This window comes from Micromonospora sp. CNZ297 (assembly GCF_007827625.1).
In genome coordinates this window covers 231,310-252,060 of the sequence record NZ_VISU01000001.1, presented here as the reverse complement: position 1 = coordinate 252,060, position 20,751 = coordinate 231,310, and the positions used below count along the sequence as shown (strand labels likewise).

The 20,751-nt window shown below is 74.0% G+C and carries 18 protein-coding genes and 1 riboswitch; of the genes, 6 read left to right on the top strand and 12 right to left on the bottom strand.

All coding sequences use genetic code 11. The annotated features are described in order from the left end of the window. Positions 1-8: 8 nt before the first annotated feature. The 6 genes from FB454_RS01170 to FB454_RS01150 form a co-directional block, all read right to left on the bottom strand. Positions 9-746, bottom strand: a complete 738-nt coding sequence (locus tag FB454_RS01170) for an amino acid ABC transporter ATP-binding protein (RefSeq protein ID WP_013286755.1) — start codon at positions 744-746, stop codon at positions 9-11. After that, positions 743-1,513, bottom strand: coding sequence for an amino acid ABC transporter permease (locus tag FB454_RS01165; RefSeq protein ID WP_145822320.1), 771 nt, complete (start codon positions 1,511-1,513; stop codon positions 743-745). Before FB454_RS01165 ends, FB454_RS01170 begins: the two co-directional genes overlap by 4 nt. A 38-nt stretch (positions 1,514-1,551) precedes the next feature. After that, complete coding sequence (locus FB454_RS01160) at positions 1,552-2,406, bottom strand: ABC transporter substrate-binding protein (RefSeq protein WP_145822319.1); 855 nt, start codon at positions 2,404-2,406, stop codon at positions 1,552-1,554. Positions 2,407-2,515: 109 nt separating this feature from the next. Further along, positions 2,516-2,641 (bottom strand): hypothetical protein, encoded by a 126-nt coding sequence (locus FB454_RS35235; RefSeq protein WP_013286752.1) that lies wholly within the window; start codon positions 2,639-2,641, stop codon positions 2,516-2,518. Between the two features lie 33 nt (positions 2,642-2,674). Further along, a riboswitch (SAM riboswitch) is annotated at positions 2,675-2,785 on the bottom strand. Between the two features lie 55 nt (positions 2,786-2,840). Continuing rightward, the gene (locus tag FB454_RS01155; RefSeq protein ID WP_013286751.1) at positions 2,841-3,491 is read right to left on the bottom strand and encodes a hypothetical protein; all 651 of its coding nucleotides are present in this window, start codon (positions 3,489-3,491) and stop codon (positions 2,841-2,843) included. Positions 3,492-3,599: 108 nt separating this feature from the next. Beyond that, positions 3,600-5,075 carry an NAD(P)/FAD-dependent oxidoreductase gene (locus FB454_RS01150; RefSeq protein WP_013286750.1) on the bottom strand — a complete coding sequence of 492 codons (1,476 nt, stop codon included), beginning with the start codon at positions 5,073-5,075 and terminating at the stop codon, positions 3,600-3,602. A 181-nt stretch (positions 5,076-5,256) separates the two neighbouring features. On the opposite strand from FB454_RS01150, the gene FB454_RS01145 reads away from it, so the two are divergent. Next, positions 5,257-6,501: a hypothetical protein gene (locus FB454_RS01145; RefSeq protein ID WP_145822318.1), complete on the top strand. Its 1,245-nt coding sequence runs from the start codon at positions 5,257-5,259 to the stop codon at positions 6,499-6,501. Between the two features lie 76 nt (positions 6,502-6,577). Here the strand turns inward: FB454_RS01145 and FB454_RS01140 are convergent, their stop codons facing one another. Beyond that, positions 6,578-9,127: a hypothetical protein gene (locus FB454_RS01140; protein ID WP_013286748.1), complete on the bottom strand. Its 2,550-nt coding sequence runs from the start codon at positions 9,125-9,127 to the stop codon at positions 6,578-6,580. Then, positions 9,124-10,458, bottom strand: a complete 1,335-nt coding sequence (locus FB454_RS01135) for an SWIM zinc finger family protein (RefSeq protein ID WP_013286747.1) — start codon at positions 10,456-10,458, stop codon at positions 9,124-9,126. Before FB454_RS01135 ends, FB454_RS01140 begins: the two co-directional genes overlap by 4 nt. A 59-nt stretch (positions 10,459-10,517) precedes the next feature. Between FB454_RS01135 and FB454_RS01130 the strand changes: the two genes are divergently transcribed. Next, positions 10,518-11,060, top strand: a complete 543-nt coding sequence (locus FB454_RS01130; protein ID WP_013286746.1) for a GNAT family N-acetyltransferase — start codon at positions 10,518-10,520, stop codon at positions 11,058-11,060. 37 nt (positions 11,061-11,097) lie between these two features. Then, positions 11,098-11,508 (top strand): hypothetical protein, encoded by a 411-nt coding sequence (locus tag FB454_RS01125; RefSeq protein ID WP_013286745.1) that lies wholly within the window; start codon positions 11,098-11,100, stop codon positions 11,506-11,508. Positions 11,509-11,554: 46 nt separating this feature from the next. Here FB454_RS01125 and pgi read toward each other — a convergent pair whose 3' ends face one another. Continuing rightward, entirely contained in the window at positions 11,555-13,189 is a 1,635-nt protein-coding gene (pgi, locus tag FB454_RS01120) for a glucose-6-phosphate isomerase (RefSeq protein WP_041799264.1), read from the bottom strand. Positions 13,190-13,436: 247 nt separating this feature from the next. On the opposite strand from pgi, the gene FB454_RS01115 reads away from it, so the two are divergent. The 3 genes from FB454_RS01115 to FB454_RS01105 all read left to right on the top strand — a co-directional run bounded on the left by FB454_RS01115 (position 13,437) and on the right by FB454_RS01105 (position 17,331). Next, a complete protein-coding gene (locus FB454_RS01115) occupies positions 13,437-15,377 on the top strand; it encodes an ABC transporter ATP-binding protein (RefSeq protein ID WP_145822317.1) in 1,941 nt (646 codons plus the stop codon). A gap of 77 nt (positions 15,378-15,454) precedes the next feature. Next, positions 15,455-16,504: an aldo/keto reductase gene (locus FB454_RS01110; RefSeq protein WP_013286742.1), complete on the top strand. Its 1,050-nt coding sequence runs from the start codon at positions 15,455-15,457 to the stop codon at positions 16,502-16,504. Positions 16,505-16,788: 284 nt separating this feature from the next. After that, complete coding sequence (locus tag FB454_RS01105; RefSeq protein WP_013286741.1) at positions 16,789-17,331, top strand: RNA 2'-phosphotransferase; 543 nt, start codon at positions 16,789-16,791, stop codon at positions 17,329-17,331. Positions 17,332-17,338: 7 nt separating this feature from the next. Here FB454_RS01105 and FB454_RS01100 read toward each other — a convergent pair whose 3' ends face one another. The 3 genes from FB454_RS01100 to FB454_RS01090 all read right to left on the bottom strand — a co-directional run bounded on the left by FB454_RS01100 (position 17,339) and on the right by FB454_RS01090 (position 20,747). Continuing rightward, positions 17,339-18,622, bottom strand: a complete 1,284-nt coding sequence (locus tag FB454_RS01100; RefSeq protein WP_013286740.1) for a sulfite oxidase — start codon at positions 18,620-18,622, stop codon at positions 17,339-17,341. An 83-nt stretch (positions 18,623-18,705) separates the two neighbouring features. Next, positions 18,706-19,344 (bottom strand): hypothetical protein, encoded by a 639-nt coding sequence (locus FB454_RS01095; RefSeq protein ID WP_013286739.1) that lies wholly within the window; start codon positions 19,342-19,344, stop codon positions 18,706-18,708. Next, on the bottom strand, positions 19,341-20,747 hold the full coding sequence (locus tag FB454_RS01090) for a selenium-binding protein SBP56-related protein (protein WP_013286738.1): 1,407 nt from the start codon (positions 20,745-20,747) through the stop codon (positions 19,341-19,343). The genes FB454_RS01095 and FB454_RS01090 overlap by 4 nt, the downstream gene beginning before the upstream one ends. Positions 20,748-20,751 lie beyond the last annotated feature (4 nt).

Sequence of the window (20,751 nt, the reverse complement as noted above, 5' to 3'; positions counted from 1 at the left end):
CAGGTCCGTCAGAGCACCTGGGACAGGAAGCGCCGCAGCCGCGGGTGCTCCGGCGCCTCGAACACCGCCTCCGGTGGCCCGGCCTCCAGCACCACGCCCGCGTCCATGAACGCCACCGTGTCGGCGACGCTGCGCGCGAACCCCATCTCGTGGGTGACCACGACCATCGTCATCCCGGCGGCGGCCAGGTCCGCCATCACCGCCAGTACGCCCTTGACCAGCTCCGGGTCCAGCGCGCTGGTCGCCTCGTCGAACAGCATCACCTGCGGGCGCAGCGCGAGCGCCCGTGCGATGGCGACGCGCTGCTGCTGGCCGCCGGAGAGCTGCGCGGGCCGCGCGTCCGCCTTGCCGGCCAGGCCGACCAGGTCGAGCTGGGCGCGGGCCAGCGCCACCGCCTCGTCCTCGCTCAGCTTCTTGAGCTTGCGCAGCGCCAGCGTGATGTTGCGCAGCACGCTCAGGTGCGGGAACAGGTTGAACTGCTGGAACACCATGCCGATGCGCTGACGCAGCGCGTCCGGGTCGTCGCGCAGCACGCTGCGCCCGTCCAGCAGCACGTCACCGCGGTCCGGCTCGATCAGCCGGTTGACGGTGCGCAGCAGCGTCGACTTGCCGGAGCCGGACGGGCCGATGACGCAGGCCGCGCGGCCCCGGGCCACGTCGAGGTCCGCGCCGCGCAGCACCCGGTGCGCGCCGAAGGCCAGGTGCACGTCGCGGACGGCCAGGCTGACCGAGGTCGTGGTGGTCATCGCGGGTCCTTTCCGGACGGGGTGAGGTCGGCCGGCTCGGTGTCCGGCTCGGGCGGCGCGGCGGGGCGGCCCTGCCGCAGGCGCCGGTCCAGCCAGTTGACCGCGTGGGTCAGCGGCACGGTCAGCACCAGGTAGAACAACCCGGCCAGCAGCAGCGCGGACTGGTTGCCGGTGTTCGCCGCGTAGTCCTGCCCGATCCGGAACAGCTCCCGCTGGCTGGCCAGCAGGCCGAGGAAGTAGACCAGGCTGGAGTCCTTGATCAGTGCGATGAGCTGGTTGACCCAGGCGGGCAGCACCCGGCGTACTCCCTGCGGGATGATCACCAGGCGCATCGCCTCACCCCAGGAGAAGCCGAGCGCCCGCGCGCCCTCCAACTGGGCGCCCTCGACGCTCAGGATGCCCGCCCGGAAGATCTCACCGAGGTAGGCGGCGGCGATCAGGGACAGCGCCAGCACGCCCAGCGGATAGGGGTTCGGGCCCCACACCTGCATGCCGAGCGGCGCCAGGCCCACGCCGATGAGCAGGATGGTCGCCGCGGCCGGCAGGCCGCGGAACACGTCGGTGTAGACCCGCGCCGGCCACCGCAACCATCGGGTACGCGAGATGCCGGCGACGGCCAGCAGCATGCCCAGCACCGAGCCGAGCAGGGCGGCGGAGACCGCCAGGGTGAGCGTGTTGGGCAGCCCGACGGTGAGCATCTCGGGCAGCGCCTCGCGCATCGAGTCCCAGTCGAAGAACGTCTCCCACAGCGTGCTCAGTGGATCCATGTCCGCTCCGTCCGCCCCGCTCGTGCTCGGTTACCGGTTCAGGAGGCGGCCGACGGCGACGGCACCGCCACCGACCCGCTGCCCGGCTTGAAGTCGGCCGGGACCGGCCGCCCCGGGTAGTACTCGGCCTGCAGGCGGCTCCACGTGCCGTCGGCGATGACCTCGTCGAGGCCCTTGTTCAGCGCCTCGCGCAGCTTGTCGTCGCCCTTCGCCACCGCGTACGCGGTAGGGGTGGGGCTGAGCTGCTTCGCCGCGACCTTGATCTTGCCGTTGCTGTCGGCGGCGGACTTGTCGCCGATCTCGGCCGGGGCGATCCAGGCGTCGGCGGTACCGGCCTTGAGCTGGTTGATCGCGCTGTTGTAGTCGGGCACCCGCACCGGGTCGAGGTTCTGCTTGGTGGCGTAGTCGTCCTGCACGGTGCCCTGGACCACCACCACGCGCTTGCCGGCGAGCTGGTCGAAGCCGGTGATCGAGGAGCCGGCCGGCACGTCCAGGCCGAAGTAGCCGAAGTCGTAGCCGTTGCCGAAGTCCACTGTCTTCTTCCGCGCCTCGGTGATCGTGATCGAGGAGCTGCCCACGTCGAACTTGCCGCTGTTGACCTGGGCGAGCAGGCCGGAGAAGTCGGTGCCGACGAACTCCACCTTCAGGTCGATCTTGGCGGCCACGGCACGCAGCAGCTCGTTGTCGAAGCCGGTGAACTTGCCGTCCTTCAGGAAGACGTTCGGCGGGGCGTCGGTGAGCGTGCCGGCGCGGATCACGCCGGGCTGGAGCAGGCCGTACGGGTTGTCGGCCGCGGTGGTGTCGTCGTTGCCGCAGGCGGTGAGCGCGGTGACGGCGAGCAGGGCGGCCGCGCCGACGGCGACGGCACGGGTCAGGACGGTACGGAAACGCACGATGTCTCTCCAGAGTGGATGGACGCGCGGGGTGCGCGTCGGCGCCGGCCCGCCGGACGGACGGCCGGGCCGGAGAAGGGTGGATCGGGGAAAGGAGGGTGGCGTTCGCTCAGCGCGCGAGGCGACAGGCGTCGCTGCACACCCGCATCAGGTCGACATGGCGGCGCTTGACCAGCGCGAAGCGGGCCGGGTACGCGGCGACGTCGCCGGATGGGGTGGAGGGTGGTGCGGACATCGGTCTCCCTGGTCTGGTGCTGACCTGGGTGCCAGGCCACGCTTGCACCGGCGGCTGCCGGTGCCTGGTCTTCACCCGGGGCACCCCACCGCGGAGGAGGGTTGCCGGCCAGCGAGCCGGGGCTTCGCGCTGGCGCTCATGACCTGCCCAGAAGGCTAGCAGCACCGCCGCGGCGGTCGTCCAGCGGTTATGACCACCCTCACGCGCCGGGGCCTTCAGCCGGTTCCGTTCCGGCCGGACCGCGGAGCCGGTCCTCGATGTCCGGGATGACGAAGCAGATCTCCAACGTCTTCAACTCGGCCCAGAACCGCAGCACGACGCTCCGCCAGGCGGCGCCACCCGCGACGGCGAGCAGAGCCGGCCCGGCGAGGACCGCCGCGGTCCCGCCGAACCCGCGACCGGCTTCGACAACGGCCAGGACCGCGCCGAGAAGCAGCGGCACCGTGGCGTTCCGCATCATCAGCCCGATCGCCCGCATCCGTGTCGCCTCGGCGGCCACCTCCCGGTTGTGCAACTCGGCCGCTGCGAGCAGCACCCCCCAGGGCGCGGTGAGCATCCGCGAGCCGGCCGCGCCGAGGGCCTGCTCCGCGAACACCCGGCGGGCGTCGAATCGGCCCCAGTTCCAGAACGGCAGTGCCCGGTCGACGACACGACCGAGGCCGTACGTGGCGTTGCCCAGCACGTAGGCGAGCAGCAGGGCCAGGAGCAGGAGCAGCGGCGTGGGCTGCCGGCTCAGGTCGTCCAGCCGCACCCAGTCCTGCCGGACCGCGAGGTAGGCGGACAGCGTGAGGTAGAGCGACCCGGGGGTGAGGTAGGTGAAGAGGTCGAAGATGCCGATGCTGAAGGTCATCAGTCCTCGCAGGGCCCGGAGGTGGCGACGCCGGAAGGGGGCCGGTCCCGGTCCACGCTAGGTGACCGGCACAACGCCGCCCGTCACGACCACCTCACGCCCGGGGCCTCACCGCCGGGCCGGGACGACCGGCGCGTCCCGGCCGGTGCCGTGCCGCGACGGGCTGCGCTGCTCGTGGTAGTCCTGCTCGACGTTGACGGTCCAGACGTCGTGCTCCGCGCCGTGCGCGATGTTCTCCGCGGTCAGCATCGCGGTGAGCATGGAGTGGTCGGCGTTGTTGTACCGGTGCATGCCGTTGCGGCCGACCGGGTGCACGTTCGGCACGTTCGCTGCGAGCCAGTCCCGGATCACGTCGACGTTGCGCTGGTACCGCTCGTCGTAGACCGGGTACGCCTTCGGCATCCGGACCACGTAGCCCGCCTCCACGCACCCGGGCTTGACCAGGCCCAGCCGTTCCAGCTCGGCGGTGGCGAACGCGATCAGTTCGGCGTCCGGCGTCCGCCACATCTCGTCGCCCTCGAACACGAAGTACTCCAGCCCCAGGCAGGTCCGCCCGTCCTTCACCAGGTACGGCGACCAGGAGCCGAAGTTCTGGATCCGGCCCACCCGGGCCGCCGGGTCGTGCACGTAGATCCAGTTGTCCGGGAACGAGAACTCCTCCGGCACCACCAGCGCCACGGTCAGGAAGTCCCGGTACCGCAGGTCGTCGGCGGCGGCCCGCACCTCGGGCGGCGCCTCCGGGCGCATCGCCCGCACCAGCGCGGAGATCGGCATCGAGGAGATCACGTGCGCAGCCGGCTCGGTGCGCTCCCCGCCCGCGTCGGCCACCGTCACGGCGGTGGCCCGCCGCGCGGCCGGATCCCGGTGCACCTCGGTCACCCAGACGCCGGTACGAACGGTGCCGCCGCGCTTGGCCACCTCCTCGGCGCAGCGCTCCCACATCATCCCGGGGCCGTGCTTCGGGTACTGGAACTCCTCGATCAGGCTGGTCACGTCGGTGCGGTTGCGCCGGGGCAGCAGCGCGTTGCGCACCGCCGTCGCCAGCGACAGGTTCTTGATCCGCTGGGCGGCCCAGTCGGCCTGCAACCGGTCCGCCGGCATCCCCCAGACCTTCTCCGTGTACGTCTTGAAGAAGATCGAGTAGAGCCGCCAGCCGAACCGCGCCGACACCCACCCCTCGAAGTGCGACTGGTCCTTCGGCGGGCGCAGCCGGGCCCGGCCGTACGAGCCCAGACAGCGCGCCGCCTCCAGCAGGCCGAGGTTGCGCAGCGCGTTGCCGGCGCTGAGCGGGTAGTCGAACAGCGCGCCCCGGTAGTAGATCCGGCTCATCCGTGGCCTGAGCAGGAAGTCCTCGTCGGGGAGGATCTCGTGCCAGAAGTCCTCGACCCGGGACACCTTGGTGAAGAAGCGGTGCCCGCCGATGTCGAAGCGCCAGCCGTCGCGCTCCACCGTCCGGCTGATCCCGCCCACCACGTCGTCGGCCTCGTAGACCCGGACCGGCTCGCCGTGCCGCAGCAGCTCGTACGCGGCGGTCAGCCCGGCCGGCCCCGCCCCGATGATCACGGTCCCGTCGCCGTCGCCCATGCCGTACGCGCCCCCCGCCTGCCGATGCGGCAGCGCGCATACCCACCCTGGCGGCGTCCTCACCTGCCGATCAGCGCCGATCCGCGACGGCTGCGCCGGGTGTGGACCGGTCCGGACGGGGAACGCGCACCGGGTTTTGCGGCCGGGCGAGTCGGCCCGAGGGCCGGACGGTGGGAGCGCGATGGCGGACGAACGGCGGGTCGACCCCGGCGGCGGGGCGCGCGCCGGGCGTACCCGGTGGTGGTCGCGGGGAGTCTCGGTCGCCCGCCGGCTGCCCGAGCCGTGGGGATTCGTGCTCGCCGTCTTCGCCGGCTCGAAGCTCGTGCTCAGCCTGATCGGCGTGCTGGTGCTCACCGCCTGGGACGGAGTGCCGGGCGCGCCGCCGGCCGACGAGACCGCGATGCGGGCCCAGCAGGACGCGATCTCGTCCCACCGTTGGTTCTCGCTCTGGTTCGCCTGGGACTCGTTCCTCTACGAGCACCTGGCCCGGCTGCCGCTGGACCGGCCCTGGCCCGACTTCGGCTTCCCGCTGCTGTACCCGTTCCTGGCCCGGCCGCTCGCGCCGCTGCTCGGCGGGCACACCGCATGGGCGCTGCTGCTCGTGAGCAACGTGGCGCTGGTGTTCCAGCTCTACTACGCGTACCGGCTGGAGGGCCGGCTGCTCGGCGGCGCGGGAGCGGCCGACGGCCGGCGAGCGGTCCGGTACCTGCTGCTCCTGCCGACGGCGTTCCTGTTCCAGGCGGCGCTGACCGAGTCGCTGTTCGTCTGCCTCGCGCTGGCCGCCTTCTGGTACGCCGAGCGGAGCCGCTGGCTGCTCGTCGGCGTCGTCGGCTACTTCCTGGCGATGAGCCGCTCGGTCGGGTTCCTCGTGGTGGTGCCGCTGGCGCTGGTGCTGCTGCGTGAACACGGCTGGCGGGCCGGACCCCGGGCGTGGCCGCGGCTGCTGCGGCAGGGCTGGCCGCTGCTGCTGGTCCCGGCGGGCTGGCTGACGTTCATGGCCTTCTGCCGCTGGCAGAGCGGCGACTGGTTCGCCTACCAGCACGCCCAGGAGACCGGCTGGGGGATCCGGCTGCAGAACCCGATCGCGACGGCCGCGTCCGCGCTGACCGGCGGCAACTCGGCCGACGCGCTGCGGGTCTGGATCGCGGTGGCGACGCTGGCGGTGGCGGTCGTCGGGCTGCGCCGCCGCGCCGACTGGCCGTACCTGGTCTACACGCTCGTCATGGTGCTGGTGCCGCTGTCGATGGGGCCGCCGGTGTACAAGAGCCTGCTGCGCTACCTGCTCGCCGCCTTCCCGGTCGCGTTCGTGCTGGCCCGCTGGTCGCGGCGGCCCGGCCTCGACGGCTGGCTCACCGCCGCGCTGGCGCTGCTCCAGGGCGCGTTGTTCGCGGTCTGGCTCACGTACTGGACCCACCTGATCATCTGACCGCCGTGGCTGTGGCCGTGGGCGCTGCCCGGCGGTTGACACCCGACGACGCCAGCCCGTGCGACGACGTGCCGGCTCAGGCGGCCAGGGCGGTGGTGAGCCGGCGGGCCTCGGCGACGAGCCGGCTGCCGCCGCCCCGGGCCACCACGTCGGCCAGCCCCGGTACCTCGATCCGCACGCCCGTCGCGGTCGCCGTGTCCGCCGCCAGCGCCAGCAGGTCCGGCGTGCCCCGGGGCGGCGTCGGCGCGCCGAGCAGCGGCGGCAACGCCGAGGCGAGCAGCCGCCACACGCTCAGCGGGGCGCCCGCCGCCACCGCGTCGCGCAGCGGCGTGACCGCCCGGGTCAGCGTCACCTGCCCGCCGGACGCCAGCGCGCCGAGGTGCCCGCCGGTCGCCGGCGCGTCCAGGTCACCGGCGGCGGCCAGGATCAGCACCGCGTCGAGCGCGGCCACCCGGTCCGCCTCGTGGCGGGCGCACAACCCGTAGGCCAGCGCCAGATCGAGGGCCGGTCCGCCCGCGCCCGTGCACTCGGCCAGCACCGGCAGGGCCGCGGCGTGCCCGAGGGTGTCCTCCTGCGCCGCGCCGGCCACCTCGGGCAGCAGGTGAGCGGCGACCACGCCCCGGTGGCCGGGCAGGACGGCCGGCCAGACGTCACCCCAGCCGTCGGTCCACCGGCCGATCGGCGTGGGCGTCAGGGTGAGCAGGCCGAGCCGGTCCTCGACGCCGTCCGGCGGGGTGAGCGCGACGAGCGTCCGGCCCTCGGGCAACTGGTCGTAGCCCCAGTCGTACCCGGCCGACCGCGCCCGCCGGCCCACCGTCACCACCTGCTGCGCGGGGGCCGGCACGGCGTCGCCGCGCAGCCAGCGGGCCAGCTCGTCACCAGCCGGCGTGCGCAGCGCCGCGGCGCGTTCGGCCAGCGGCCCGTCGACGCCGGCCGGCAGGCGCAGCAGAGCCTGCGCGAGATCCCAGCGCCACACCGGACGGTCACCCAGCGCCGCCAGCCGTTCGTAGAGCGCCACCGGCTCGATCGCCCCGGTGACCGAGGTCGGCGCGGACAGCAGGCCCGGATCGTCGCGGCCGTCCAGCCGCTGCCCGATCTCGGCCAGCCGGGTGCAGGCGAGCTGGACGGGCGCGGGCCGGCGGGTGGCCGGAACCGGCGGACCACCCCGGAACGGGAGCGGCGCGCGCGGGCGGGACTCGGCCAGCAGCGTGCTCCACTGGTCGCGGCGGGTCGCCGCCTCGGCCGCGCCGCAGACGGCCAGCAGGAGCCCGTGCATCTGGACCGAGATGTTGAACACCGACCAGGGATGGTCGTACGCGCCGACCCGCTCGCGGCGCACCACAGGCAGGAGCGCCGCCGCGAGCCGTTCGCGGTCGGCGGTGCCGAGCCGGACCAGCCCGTCCATGACGCGTTCCGCCGTCAGCGCGGGCCAGCGTCGGCCGAGCGACGCCGCGACCTCCTCCACCAGTTCGTCCACGTCCTGGATCGGCGGCGGCGCGGCCGCTGCCGGCAGCGGCGGCGGCAGGTCGTCGCGGGCCTCGGCCACTGAGGCGACGGCCACCGGCCGATGACCGTGGCGCTGCGCCAGCGTCAGCGCGCGCTCACGCAGGCCGGCGTCCGGATGGCCGGCCGCCACGGCGAGCACCGCACCGATGTCCGGGGCCCGGTCCGGGTGCTGCCGGGCCAGCCGGTCGAGCCAGGACACCTGCGCCCGGACCAGCGCCTTTTCCGGCCGGGCCAGCACCGTCCGGGCGGCCTCCCACAGTGCCTCGGGCTCGGCGACGTCACCGGCCTGCCGCAGCGTCCGTTGAGCGGCGCGGGCCACCGGCCCGGGGCCGTCGGCGAGCAGCCGCAGGTAGGCGCTCGACCGCACGGCCACCTCGTCCGGGGTCGGCGCCAGCAGGTCGTGCAGGACCAGGAACGGGCGCAGCGCGCCCGGCCGGTCGCCACGCAACAGCCGGCCCAGGACGCCGTTGAGCAGGACCGCCCGGTCGAGCCGGCCCTCCGCGGCCAGCGCCACCAGTGCCCGGGGCACCGCCTCCGTGCCCGTACCGTCGCCGCGGGCCAGCTCGGTGCCCACCCCGTCCACCTCGAACAGGCGCGGCAACAGCGCGTCGAGGAACGGGTCCGCGCGCAGCCGGTCCACGGTCGGCGGTCGCGTCCCGCGCGGGTCCGGCCAGCCCTGCGCCGCGGCCCAGCCTCGCACGAAGTCGTCCCCGGTCGGCGGCGGAGCCTTCTCGGCCGTCAGGAGGCCGGCGACGAACCGCCAGCCCGCGACCATCCGGTCCCGGGGGAGCCGGTCGGCCAGCTTGTACGCCACGTCGGCCAGCCAGGTCACCCCGCGTTCCCGGGCGACGTCGACCACCGGCGCCGCGTCGACGCCGTTCAGCCAGACCGAGCGGCGGCCGAGCAGCGCGGCCACCTTCGTCGGGGTGCTCAGCGTCCCCACCGCTGCGACCGCCAGCGTCGCCGCCTCGCCCTGCCACCACCAGGCGTCCCGCCTGCGGCGCACGTCGGCGACCAGCTCGTCGCCGAGTGCCCGCCGGGCCGGCTCGTCCAACCCGGCCAGGGCCGACCGGACCTGCGACATCCTGCCGCGCACCACCGCCTCGACGAAGCCGGTCACGACAGCGCCCCCACCGGCGCCGCGACCATCGACACGGCCAGCGCGTGCCGGCACGGCCCTCGCTGCCCGCGGTGCCGCGCCCACCAGCGGCAGGAACAGGAGTACGCGCCGTCCGGGTGCCGGCGTACCCGGTAGGTCTCGGCATCGGTGCGTACCGTCGCGTTCTCGCCGTCGCGCTCGACGGCGCCGCGCTCGACGAGCGCACGCGCGCCGACCAGCCGCGGGTTGTCCCGCTCCGCGCGGCCCGCGTCGTAGGGCATCACCCGGTGGAAGTACGCCCCGTCCGCCACGTCGTACCCGACCCGCCCGGCGGTGCCCAGCTGGGCGAGCGCGGCACGCACCCGCTCGTCGGGCAGCGCGGCGGCGTCGGCCAGCGCGGCCACGTCGATCGCCGGATCCCAGTTGAGCAGCGCGCCCACCAGCTCCGCGTCGTCGACCACGTCGTCACCGGCGAGCGCCGCCAGGGCGGCGCCCTCACCGGAGAAACCCCGGTACGGCTCGGGGGACAGCGTCAGCGACAGCCGCAACGCCCCGGTGTCCAGCTCCCACGTGCTCGGCACGGCGGGGGAACCGGCGCGCACCGCCGGGCCGTACACCCGCAGGGTGCGCGTGTGCCGCAGCACGCCGCGCAGCGCCGCGAGCCGGCCCGCGCCGGCCAGGCAGACAGCGCCCGGCACCGGGCGGGAGGTCAGCCGCAGCGTACGCCCGGCGGGCACCGCCCACAGCACACTCCGGTCGCCGGCGGCGGGCAGCCGGCGCAGGAACGCCGCCGCCTCCGCCGCCGCGATCTCGGCGCGCGGCTCGAAGCCGGCGGTGAGCACGTGCACCTCGGCGAAGCCCCGCAGCCAGCGGCCGGGCAGCGGCACCTTCCGCTCGACCACCGAGCCGTCCATGGTGGAGACGGTCAGGTCGTCCGGGCCGACCGCCACGTGCAGCGGCTCGATGCCGCCCACCCGGGCCAGCGCCTCCCGCAGCGGCGGGTTCACGTCCACGTTCGTGGTGCCGTGGCCGCTGATCTCCCCGTCCAGCCCGGCCGGCAGCACGTCCATCCGCGCGTACACCCCGCAGCAGCCGGAGAACGACTCGAACCGCAGGCGGCCGCGGCTGCCGGTCACCACCGGGTCCAGACTGGCCGGGTTGACCGGCTGGTGGTAGCGGGTGCGGGCCACCTCGGCGACGGCGAGCAGCCCGGCCGCCGCCGCGGCGGGAGCGGTGAGGAAACCGGCGAAGAAGCGCGGGTTGGCCGCCGGGCCGCCGCAGGTCTGCAGGTCGAGACCGGCGGCGCGCAGCGCGGACGGCTGAAGATATCGGTACGTCTGGACGGCGTTCACGGCGCAGACCGTAGAGGGACCGACCGACAAAAGCGCGACGGTCCTGCTAGCTTCCCCTGATGTTCGCCCACGCCCTCACCGACGACGCCGAGCTGCGTCCACTGTCGCCCTGGCACGCCGACGAGTTCCTGGCCAACCTCGACCGCTGCCGCGACCACATCTCGCCCTGGGTCGGCGCGTCCTTCGTCGCCACCGACGCCGAGTCGGCACGCAAGGTCCTCCAGGCGTACGCCGACCGGTGGGCCCGCGACGACGGCGGCATCTGGGGCATCTGGCAGCGCGGCACGCTCGTCGGCGGCGTGCTGTTCGTGTCGCTGAGCACCGAACGCGGGGTGTGCGAGGCCGGCTGCTGGCTGGAACCCGGCGCCGAGGGACAGGGCCTGGTCACCCGCGCCGCCCGCTTCGTCATCGACTGGGCGGTACGGGAGCGTGGCATCCACCGCGTCGAGTGGGTCACGAAGGCCGGCAACGACCGCAGCATCGCCGTCGCGCGGCGGCTCGGCATGAGCCGCGACGGCGTCATGCGCGGCGCCGCACCGACGCCCGACGGCCGCGCCGACCTGGAGGTCTGGTCCGTGCTGGCGCCGGAGTGGACCGCCTGACCGGGAAATTGTCGTACCCGGACGTGAACATCTGTCCATGGCTGTCCCCGCACTGGCCGACCGGTCCCCCCAGCCGCGCGCCCTGCCGCTGCGCGAGGTCCGCACCCGGCTCACCCAGCTCGTCTCCCTGGCCGAGCTGACCGACACCGTCACAGTCGTCACCCGCGACGGCGACCCCCGGCCGGTCGCCGCGATCGTGCCCGCGTCCGCCGCCCGCACCGGCGCCCAGGCCCGCGCCGACGCCGAACGCGTCGCCGCGATCAGCGCCGGCTGGGCCCGCCGCCTGGAGGAGCTGCACCGGCAGTCCAGCCGGCGGCACGCCGCCGAGCTGCGGGCGCTGGCCGACGCGCTCGCCGAGGCGTGGGCCGAACTCGACCGCCGCGCGCCGGCCGGCGACGCGGCGCTGACCCGGCTGCGCGCCGCGCACGCCGACCTGCTGCGCCGCTGACCCGTGGCGTCCCGCCCGGTCTACGCGGGACGCCACGGGCGCGCGGTCAGCTCCGGCCGCGCTCGGCCCGGTAGCGGCGGATCAGCTCGGCGGTCGAGGTGTCCACGTCGGCCAGGTCCGGATCCGGCCCGGTGAGCTTCGGCGCGAGCTGGTTGGCCATCACCTTGCCCAGCTCCACACCCCACTGGTCGAAGGCGTTGATGTCCCAGATCGCGGCCTCGGTGAACGTGATGTGCTCGTAGAGCGCGATCAGCTGACCCAGCGTCGCCGGGGTGAGCTTCGGCGCCAGGATCGAGGTGGTCGGGTGGTTGCCCGTCATCACCCGGTGCGCCACCACCTCGGGCGCGGTGCCCTCGGCCTCCACCTGCTCCCGGGTCCGCCCGAACGCCAGCGCGGCGGTCTGGGCGAAGAAGTTCGACATGAACAGGTCGTGCATGTCGCCCAGGTCGTGGTTGGGCCGGCTGAACGCGATGAAGTCCGCCGGGATCAGCCGGGTGCCCTGGTGGATGAGCTGGTAGAACGCGTGCTGCCCGTTGGTGCCCGGCTCGCCCCAGAAGATCTCCCCGGTCGGGTACGTCACCGGCGAGCCGTCGACGCGTACCGACTTGCCGTTGCTCTCCATGGTGAGCTGCTGGAGGTAGGCGGGGAACCGGTGCAGGTACTGCGAGTAGGGCAGCACCGCGTGGGTCTCCGCGCCGAGGAAGTCGGTGTACCAGACGTTGAGCAGGCCGAGCAACGCCGGCACGTTGCGCTCCACCGGGGCGGACCGGAAGTGCTCGTCGACCACGTGGTAGCCGGCCAGCATCTCGCGGAACCGGTCCGGCCCGATCGCCAGCATGACCGACAGGCCGACCGCGGACGGCAGCGAGTAGCGTCCGCCCACCCAGTCCCAGAAGCCGAACATGTTCTCCGGGTCGATGCCGAAGTCGCGGACCCGCTGCTCGTTGGTGCTGACCGCGACGAAGTGCCGGGCGATCGCGTCGTCGTCGGCGTCCAGCCCGGCCAGCAGCCAGCGCCGCGCCTGGTCGGCGTTGGCGATCGTCTCCTGGGTGGAGAACGTCTTGGACACCACGACGAACAGCGTGCTCGCCGGATCCAGGTCGGCGGTCTTGTCGTGGATGTCGGTCGGGTCGATGTTCGACACGAACCGGCAGCTGATGCCCGCGTCGCGGTACGCCTTCAGCGCCTCGTACGCCATCACCGGCCCGAGGTCGGAGCCGCCGATGCCGATGTTCACGACGGTGGTGATCCGCTCGCCGGTGTGGCCCCGCCACGAGCCGGAGCGCACCCGCTGCGCGAACGCCGACATGCGGTCCAGCACGGCGTGCACGTCGGCGACCACGTCCTGGCCGTCCACGGTGAGCGACGCGTCCGCCGGCAGGCGCAGCGCGGTGTGCAGCACCGCCCGGTCCTCGGTGACGTTGATGTGCCGGCCGGCGAACATGGCCGCGATCCGGTCGGTCAGGCCGACCCGCTCGGCGAGCGCGCCGAGCAGCGCGATGGTCTCGTCGGTGACCAGGTTCTTGCTGTAGTCCACGTGCAGGTCGGCGACCTCACCGGTGAGCCGCTCACCCCGCTGCCCGTCGGCGGCGAACAGGTCGCGCAGGTGCGTGGCGCGCATCGCCTCGGCGTGCTTGCGCAGCGCCTGCCATTCGTCGGTGGTGGTGACGTCCACAGCCATCGGGTCGATCTTCTCCTTCACGACGTGCGGTCGGCCGGCGCGCGCCGGCGAACCTCACAAGCCTGCCACCCGGACCGGTCGCGCGCGACGCGACCCGGCGGCGACCACCGTGCGGGCGGGTCTTTCCGGTCACCGCCGCGGGACACGCCGTTGGGACGTCTGTACGACACGCCGGTTACTGAATGACATATTTCGATAGCGGAACGTAGTATCCAGCGTTGCTGCCCGAACGCGTCGAGGGGGTGCCATGGCCGGGGTGATCCACCCTCGTCCACCGTCCGACCCGGAGGAGCCGGTGGGGGAGACGACCCTGCCCGAGCTGGTCGATCCGCACTGGATGCACCGGGCCACCGAGCTGGCCCACACCGGATTCTGGTCGGTGGCACGCCGGCTGCCCGCGTTGATCCGCGAGGCGATCACCCTCGCCTGGGCGACCAGCCGCCGGGACACCGCCGCATCGCTGGGTCTCAACGTCGCCGCCGGTGTGCTCACCACGCTGGGCCTGCTCGCCACCACCGGAGTGCTCCACCAGCTGTTCGCCGCCGGCCCGACACCGGACCGCATCCGGGCGGCGCTGCCCGCCCTGACGCTGGCGGCGGCCGCCGTCGCCGGGCGCGGCGCACTGACCATCGCCGCCGGATGGGCGCAGGCCCGGCTCGTACCGCAGATCAACTTCACAGTGGAGCGGCGGCTGTTCGAGACGACCTCAGCGGTGGAGCTGGCCGCCTTCGACGACGCCGGTTTCGCCGAGGAGATGGACCGCGCCCGCGACCGGGGACTGGTCGAGGCGGGCTCCCTGGTCAACGACACGGTCAACCTGGTCACCGGTGTGGTCGGCGTGATCGCCACGGCTACCGCGGTGACGATCATCCACCCGCTTCTGCTGCCCTGCCTGGTCGTCGCCGCCGCGCCGGAGGCGGTGACGGCGGTACGGATGGCCCGCCGCCAGCACGTCGACTGGCTCGCCCGGATCACCCGGCGGCGACGCAAGTGGATGCTGGGCGACCTGATGGCCAACCGGCACACCGCGGCCGAGATCCGCGCCTACCAGATGCGCGACTTCCTGCTCTCGGAGTACCACCTCATGACGCGCCTGGAGACCCGCGCCGAGCTGCGCCTGGCCCGGGCGCAGACGATCACCCGGGCGATCGGCCTGTCCGTCACTGGGATCGCCACGTTCGGGCTCTACGCGGTTCTGGGGACGTTGCTCGTCGGGGGCGTGGTGGCGCTCGCGGCGGCGGCCACCGCGCTGCTGGCGCTCCAGTCCGCGCGTACGAGCCTGCGCACGGCGATCTTCGCCACCAACTCGCTCTACGAGGACGCCCTCTACTACCAGGACTACCGCGACTTCCTCGACCGGGCGACCCGGCGGATCCCGGCCGGCGGGCACCTGCCGGTCGACGGGTTCACGCGCATCGACGTCGAACGGGTCAGCCTGCGCTACCCGGACACCGACAGCGCGGCGGTCGACGAGGTCAGCCTCACGGTCCGGCGCGGTGAGGTGATCGCGCTGGTGGGGGAGAACGGCTCCGGCAAGACCACGCTCGCCAAGCTGATCGCCGGCCTCTACCGGCCCACCGGCGGCACGATCCGCTGGGACGGCGTGGACGCCGCCGAACTGGATCCACGCCAGACCGCCGCCCAGGTCGCGGTGATGAGCCAGGACTGGTGGAGGTTCCCGTTCACCGCCCGGCAGAACATCCGCGTCGGCCGCCACGACCGTGCCGGCGCGCAGGGACCCAGCGTGGAGACCGCCGCCCGCGACGCCGCCGCGCACGACATGATCAGCGAGCTGCCGTTCGGGTACGACACGCTGCTGGACCGGCAGTTCAAGGACGGCCAGGACCTGTCCGGTGGGCAGTGGCAGCGGCTGGTGGCCGCACGCGGCCTCTACCGTGACGCCCGGCTGCTGATCTGCGACGAGCCGTCCGCGGCGCTTGACGCGCGTGCCGAGCACGCCCTCTTCCAGCACCTGCGGCGGCACCCGGACCGGGCCGTCGTGCTGATCACCCACCGGCTCGCCAACGTCCGGCACGCCGACCGGATCTTCGTGATGGACCATGGCCGGCTCGTGCAGTCAGGCGACCACGACACGCTGATGGCCCAGGGCGGGCTCTACCGAGAGCTGTTCGAGTTGCAGGCGGCCGGCTACCTCGCCGGCAGCGCGGATCCCGCGGCCGAGAGTTGACCTCCAGCGCACTCGAACTCCTACCGTGACCGGACCGCGCGCCACCCGGCCGGCGCGGTGCAACCCAGGGAGTTCACATGCGCTATCGCGTCCTCGGCGGCACCGGCATCGAGGTCAGCGTCCACTGCCTCGGCACCATGATGTTCGGTGCGGTCGGCAACCCCGACCACGACGACTGCGTCCGGATCGTCCACAAGGCACTCGATCAGGGGATCAACTTCGTGGACACCGCCGACATGTACTCGGCCGGCGAGTCGGAGGAGATCGTCGGCAAGGCCCTGCGCGGCCGCCGCGACGACGTGGTGCTCGCCACGAAGGTCCACTTCCCGATGGGGGAGGGGCCCAACCGGGGCGGCAACTCGCGACGCTGGATCGTCCGGGCGGTCGAGGACAGCCTGCGTCGGCTCGGCACCGACTGGATCGACCTCTACCAGGTGCACCGTCCCGACCACACCACCGACGTCGAGGAGACGCTCGGCGCGTTGACCGACCTGGTCCGGGCCGGGAAGATCCGCGCGTTCGGCTGCTCGACCTTCCCGGCCGAGGAGATCGTGGAGGCGCACCACGTCGCCGAACGGCGGGCGCTCGGCCGCTTCCGCACCGAGCAGCCGCCGTACTCGATCCTGGCGCGCGGCATCGAGACGTCGGTGCTGCCGGTCTGCCGCCGCTACCGGATGGGTGTGCTGGTGTGGAGCCCGCTGGCCTCCGGGTTCCTGTCCGGCCGGTACCGGCAGGGCCGGCCCGTCGACCTCGGCGCGGGCCGCCCGGCGCTCACCCCGGCCCGGTTCGACCCGGCGCTGCCGGGCAACACCGCCAAATACGCCGCCGTGGAGGAACTGGTCGCGCTCGCCGACGAGGTGGGCTGCACGCTGCCGCAACTCGCCGTGGCGTTCGCCGCCGCGCACCCGGCGGTCACCTCGACCATCATCGGACCGCGCACGATGGAGCAGTTGGACGCGCTGCTCGCCGGGGCGGAGCTGACGCTCGACGACGCGGTGCTGGACCGGATCGACGAGATCGTCCCGCCCGGTACGAATCTCTACCAGCCCGACGGCGCCTGGTCCCCGCCCACGCTGACCGACCCGTCCCACCGCCGCCGCCCCCTCCCGGAGCGGGCCGCCGCCTGACCCTCGCCCCTCCCGCCCTCCCGCCTCCGTCCCGACCCTCGGCTCCCCGGCTCGTCGATCATGGGCTTCCTGCCCCGGCAAAGAGTGCGAACCGGGCATCCGAGGGGCAGAAACCGCAAGATCGACGGGGCGAGGCGGGGCGAGGCGACGCGGGAAAGGCGGGGGCGAGGCCAGGCGACGCGGGAGCGGCGGGGGGAGGCGAGGCCGGGAGGGCGAGGGCTGAGAGGGAGAGCGGGCAGGGGAACTGCGTCGACAAGGGACGAGGGCGGAATCAGACTGGGCGGGTGGAACATCGCGATCTCGTTCGGGTGAGCAAGCGGCTGTCGCTGGCGTTGCGGCACCGGCCCGACACGTTCGGGCTGCGACTCGACCGGGCGGGCTGGGTGCCGGTGGCGGACGTGCTCGCCGGGCTGAGGATCAGCCGCGCCCAGCTGGACGCCGTGGTCGCGGGCAACGACAAGCAGCGCTTCGCCGTGGAGGCCGGTCCGGACGGGGCCGACCGGATCCGCGCCAACCAGGGGCACTCCGTTCCGGTCGACCTCGGCCTCACCCCGGCCGCGCCGCCGCCCCGGCTGTTCCACGGCACCGGCGAGGCCGTGCTGGACGCGATCCGGGCGCAGGGGCTGCGCCGGGGCGGGCGGCACCACGTACACCTGTCGCCTGACGTGGCGACGGCCCGGCGCGTCGGTGCGCGCCGGGGCGGCGCGGTGGTGGTGCTGACCGTGGACGCGGCGGCGATGGCCGAGGCGGGGTACCTGTTCTACCGCTCGGCCAACGGGGTGTGGCTCACCGACACCGTGCCGCCGCCCTACCTCAGCACCACCTGAGCGGCGGTCAGCAGGCGGTCACCGGGTGGGCCACGACGGCGTCGAACAGGTACGCGAGGTCGTTCGGCGCGGCCCGGTCGGGCTGGACGGCGCCCGTGCAGTCGGTGGCGCGGGCGCGCAGGACGTGCCGGCCCGCTGCCGGGGGGCACCACCTGACGGTCCAGCGCTGCCAGGCTCCGCCCCGGTCCGCGGCGACCAGGTCGGCGGGGCGCCACCCGTCGCCGGTGTCCACCTCGACGTGCGCGATCGGGCCGTTGCCGGACCAGGAACGGCCGGTCAGCAGCATCTCCTCGCCGGCCGGCACCCGGGCGTCCCAGGGCAGCTCGAACGCGCTGCGTACCGGCTGGGCGGTGAGCACTGTGCCGTCGGCCGGGTGGCCGGGGCCGAACATCCGGTAGAACTGCGTGTTCCACGGCGAGAACAGGGGAGTGGTGGAGACCTCGATCGCGCCCACCCACTTGATCGAGGAGATGCCGACCCAGCCGGGCACCACGACCCGCACCGGGAAGCCGTGGTCGGGGGGCAGCGGCTCGCCGTTCATCTCGTACGCCAGCAGCACGTCGTCGAGCGCCTTCGCGACCGGCATCGGGCGGCGTACCCGGCCGAGGTTGACCCCGCCGGAGACGTAGTCCGGGTCGAGGCCCTCGGGCATCACGTCGACCGCCTCGTCGCGCAGCCCGGCCAGGCGCAGCACCGTGCCGAGCCGCACGCCCCGCCACCGCGCCACGCCGACGCTGCCCAGCCCCCACGCCACGCCCGGGGTCGGCTCGTCCTGCTGCTCGGCGAAGTAGCGCCGCCCGTTGCCGGCGCACTCCAGCAGCGCCGCGTGCTCCTCGGCGGGCAGCCGGCGCAGCTCGTCGAGGTCGAACTCGACCGGGTTGTCCCGGGTGGGTGCGCCGCGCAGGCCGTCGCCGAACAGGCGCAGCCGCCAGGTGGCCGCGTCCAGGTGCGGCGTGACCGTGTGGTTGCGGACGAAGAAGCGGTCGATCGGGACCACGTACCCCTGGCCGGCCATCGACGGCCAGCGCATCTCGGCGTTGGTGTCCAGCGGGCGCAGCAGGTCCGCCGGCAGCGGCTTGACGATCGGCGCGCCGGGGTCGACGCCGACCGGCGCGGACGCCACCGCGACCGGCTCGCGTTCCGCGGCGGCGGCGGTCACCGCGGCCATGGCCGCGCCCACCTCCAGCAGCCGGTCGCGGTCGACGCCCGGCCCGTGCGCCTGCCCGGCGAGCCACTGCCGGCTGCGGTCGGCGTCGTGGACGGCTTCGGCGGGGGACGGGGACTGACTCACGGCTGACCTCCGGGGTAGGCGACGCTGCCTTTCCTATTCAATCAGTAGGACTTTTCATCGATCCGTCGCAGGTGGCGGCGACCTCACGCCGTAGCGATCAGCGTCACCACGCCGGCCGCCACGAGCACACCGGCCCACAGCCGGTCGACGTTGAACCAGGCCCGGCGGAGCACACCGACGCCGAGCACCTCGTACACCAGCAGGGCCACGACCAGCGCGACGGCGAGCATGGCGACTGTGTGCACGGCGGCGGCGAGCAGGCCGGTCAGCGCGCCGGCCGGCGCGGCGGCGAGGTGCCCGGCGTGCGGGCCGGCGCCGGCCGCCGGTTCGGCGAGCAGCACCGGCAGCAGCATCAGGCCCGCGCCGTGCGCCGCGGACATCAGGAACGACCAGGCGGTGAGCTGCGCCGCCGACAGCCGCATCCCGGCCCACCGGAAGTGCCGCTCGGACAGCAGCCGCCACAGCCCGAACCCGACCAGCAGCACCCCGCCGGTCACCGCGACCAGCGTGCTCGCCGTCACCGACCGGGTGGCGCTGACCAGCGCGGCGACCACCGCCACCGACGCCAGGTGACCGGCCGCGATCGGCGGCAGCGCCGCCAGCAGCGCGGCCCGGCGGCGCTCCTGCAGGCCCCGGGCCACCGCGAACAGCCACCCCATCGCCGGGTTCAGGCCGTGGAACGCGCCGAGGCCGGCCAGCGCCGCCCAGGTCGCGCCGGTCACGGGAAGCAGTACGAGTCGGACGAGGCGTCGCCGCCCTGCAACCGGGTCTGGTGTACGCGCAGGCCGCGGAACTCCTCGCCGCGCGGGAAGAACCGCGGGTCCGGCACGAGGCCGCCGTGCTCCGGGTCGACGTCGAGCTTCGCCACCCAGGCGCCCACCCCGTCGGGGTAGAACTGGTCGTCCCAGGCGCCGTAGAGCGAGTTGCTGACGTAGACGCGGCGGCCGTCGCGGCTGATCTCGACCATCTGCGGCCCGCCGGCCAGCGGCTCGTCCGGGAACGCCGGGTGCGGGGTGCGGTTGACGATGCCGCCGAGGCGTACCGAGCCGACGCGTACCGGGTGGAACGGGTCGCTGACGTCGTAGCGGATCAGTTCGCCGGTGCCCCAGCAGGAGACGTGCAGGAACCTGTCGTCAACGGACAGGTCGATGTCGGTGACCAGCGGCGGCACCGCCCCGAACGGCTTGAGCAGCTCCGGCAGGTCGGCCGGGTCGGCCGGCTCGGCGGGGATGTCGATCACCTTGGTGACCGCCCAGGCGTCGCCGTCGCGGTGCCACAGCCAGATCGACGCGGACAGGTCCTCGACGCTGATCACCACGCCGACGAAGCCGTACGACTTCGTCGGGTCGTGCGCGGGACGCAGCTCCAGCGGCATCTGGTACTGGTCGCCGAGGTCGACGCGCTGCACGTGCCGGCGCCTCGCCAGGTCCCAGAAGTGGATCGCGTGCCCGTACCGGCGGCCCAGCAGCAGCTCACCGACGATGCCGTCCTCGATCATCGACGGCGTGCCCCACTCGCTGGTGACCAGCACGTCCTGCGTGTAGTGCCACCAGAAGTCGTACGCCAGGAACTGCGGCCCCCGGTCGGCCTCCCACGCGCCGCGTACCTCGAACGTGGTGTGGTCGAGCACGGCGATGCCGCCCGGCCCCTCCTGCCCGTCGGCGCCGCCGAGCGCGGAGACGTAGATGCCGTCCGGCCCGCAGTGCACCGTGTGCGGGCGGGAGTACCCGGCACGCCTGCCGAGTTCCTCCGCTCCGATCACCTTGACCAGCTCGGGGCGGCGCGGGTCGGGCTTGGTGTCGAGCACGTGGATCCGGGACGAGCGCAGGCCCGGCACGATCAGGTAGCGGCGCTCCACGTGCGGGTGCGGCGCGGTCGGGCAGAGTGCGCTGCTGCACGCGTTCCACCCGAAGTGGTGCAGCTCGTCGCCGGTGTCCGGCAGCTCGGTCCAGCCCACCACCCGGCCGTACGAGCCGGAGTCCGGGTCGGTGTCGAGCACCGCGATGGCGTCGGGGCGCTGCCCGGCGCGGTCGAACGCGGCGACGTACGCGAGTTTCTCGGCCGGCGCGGCGGCGGCGAGCGCGGGGGAGGGATAGAAGGTCGGGTCGGGTGTCCAGCGGGTCATGGGT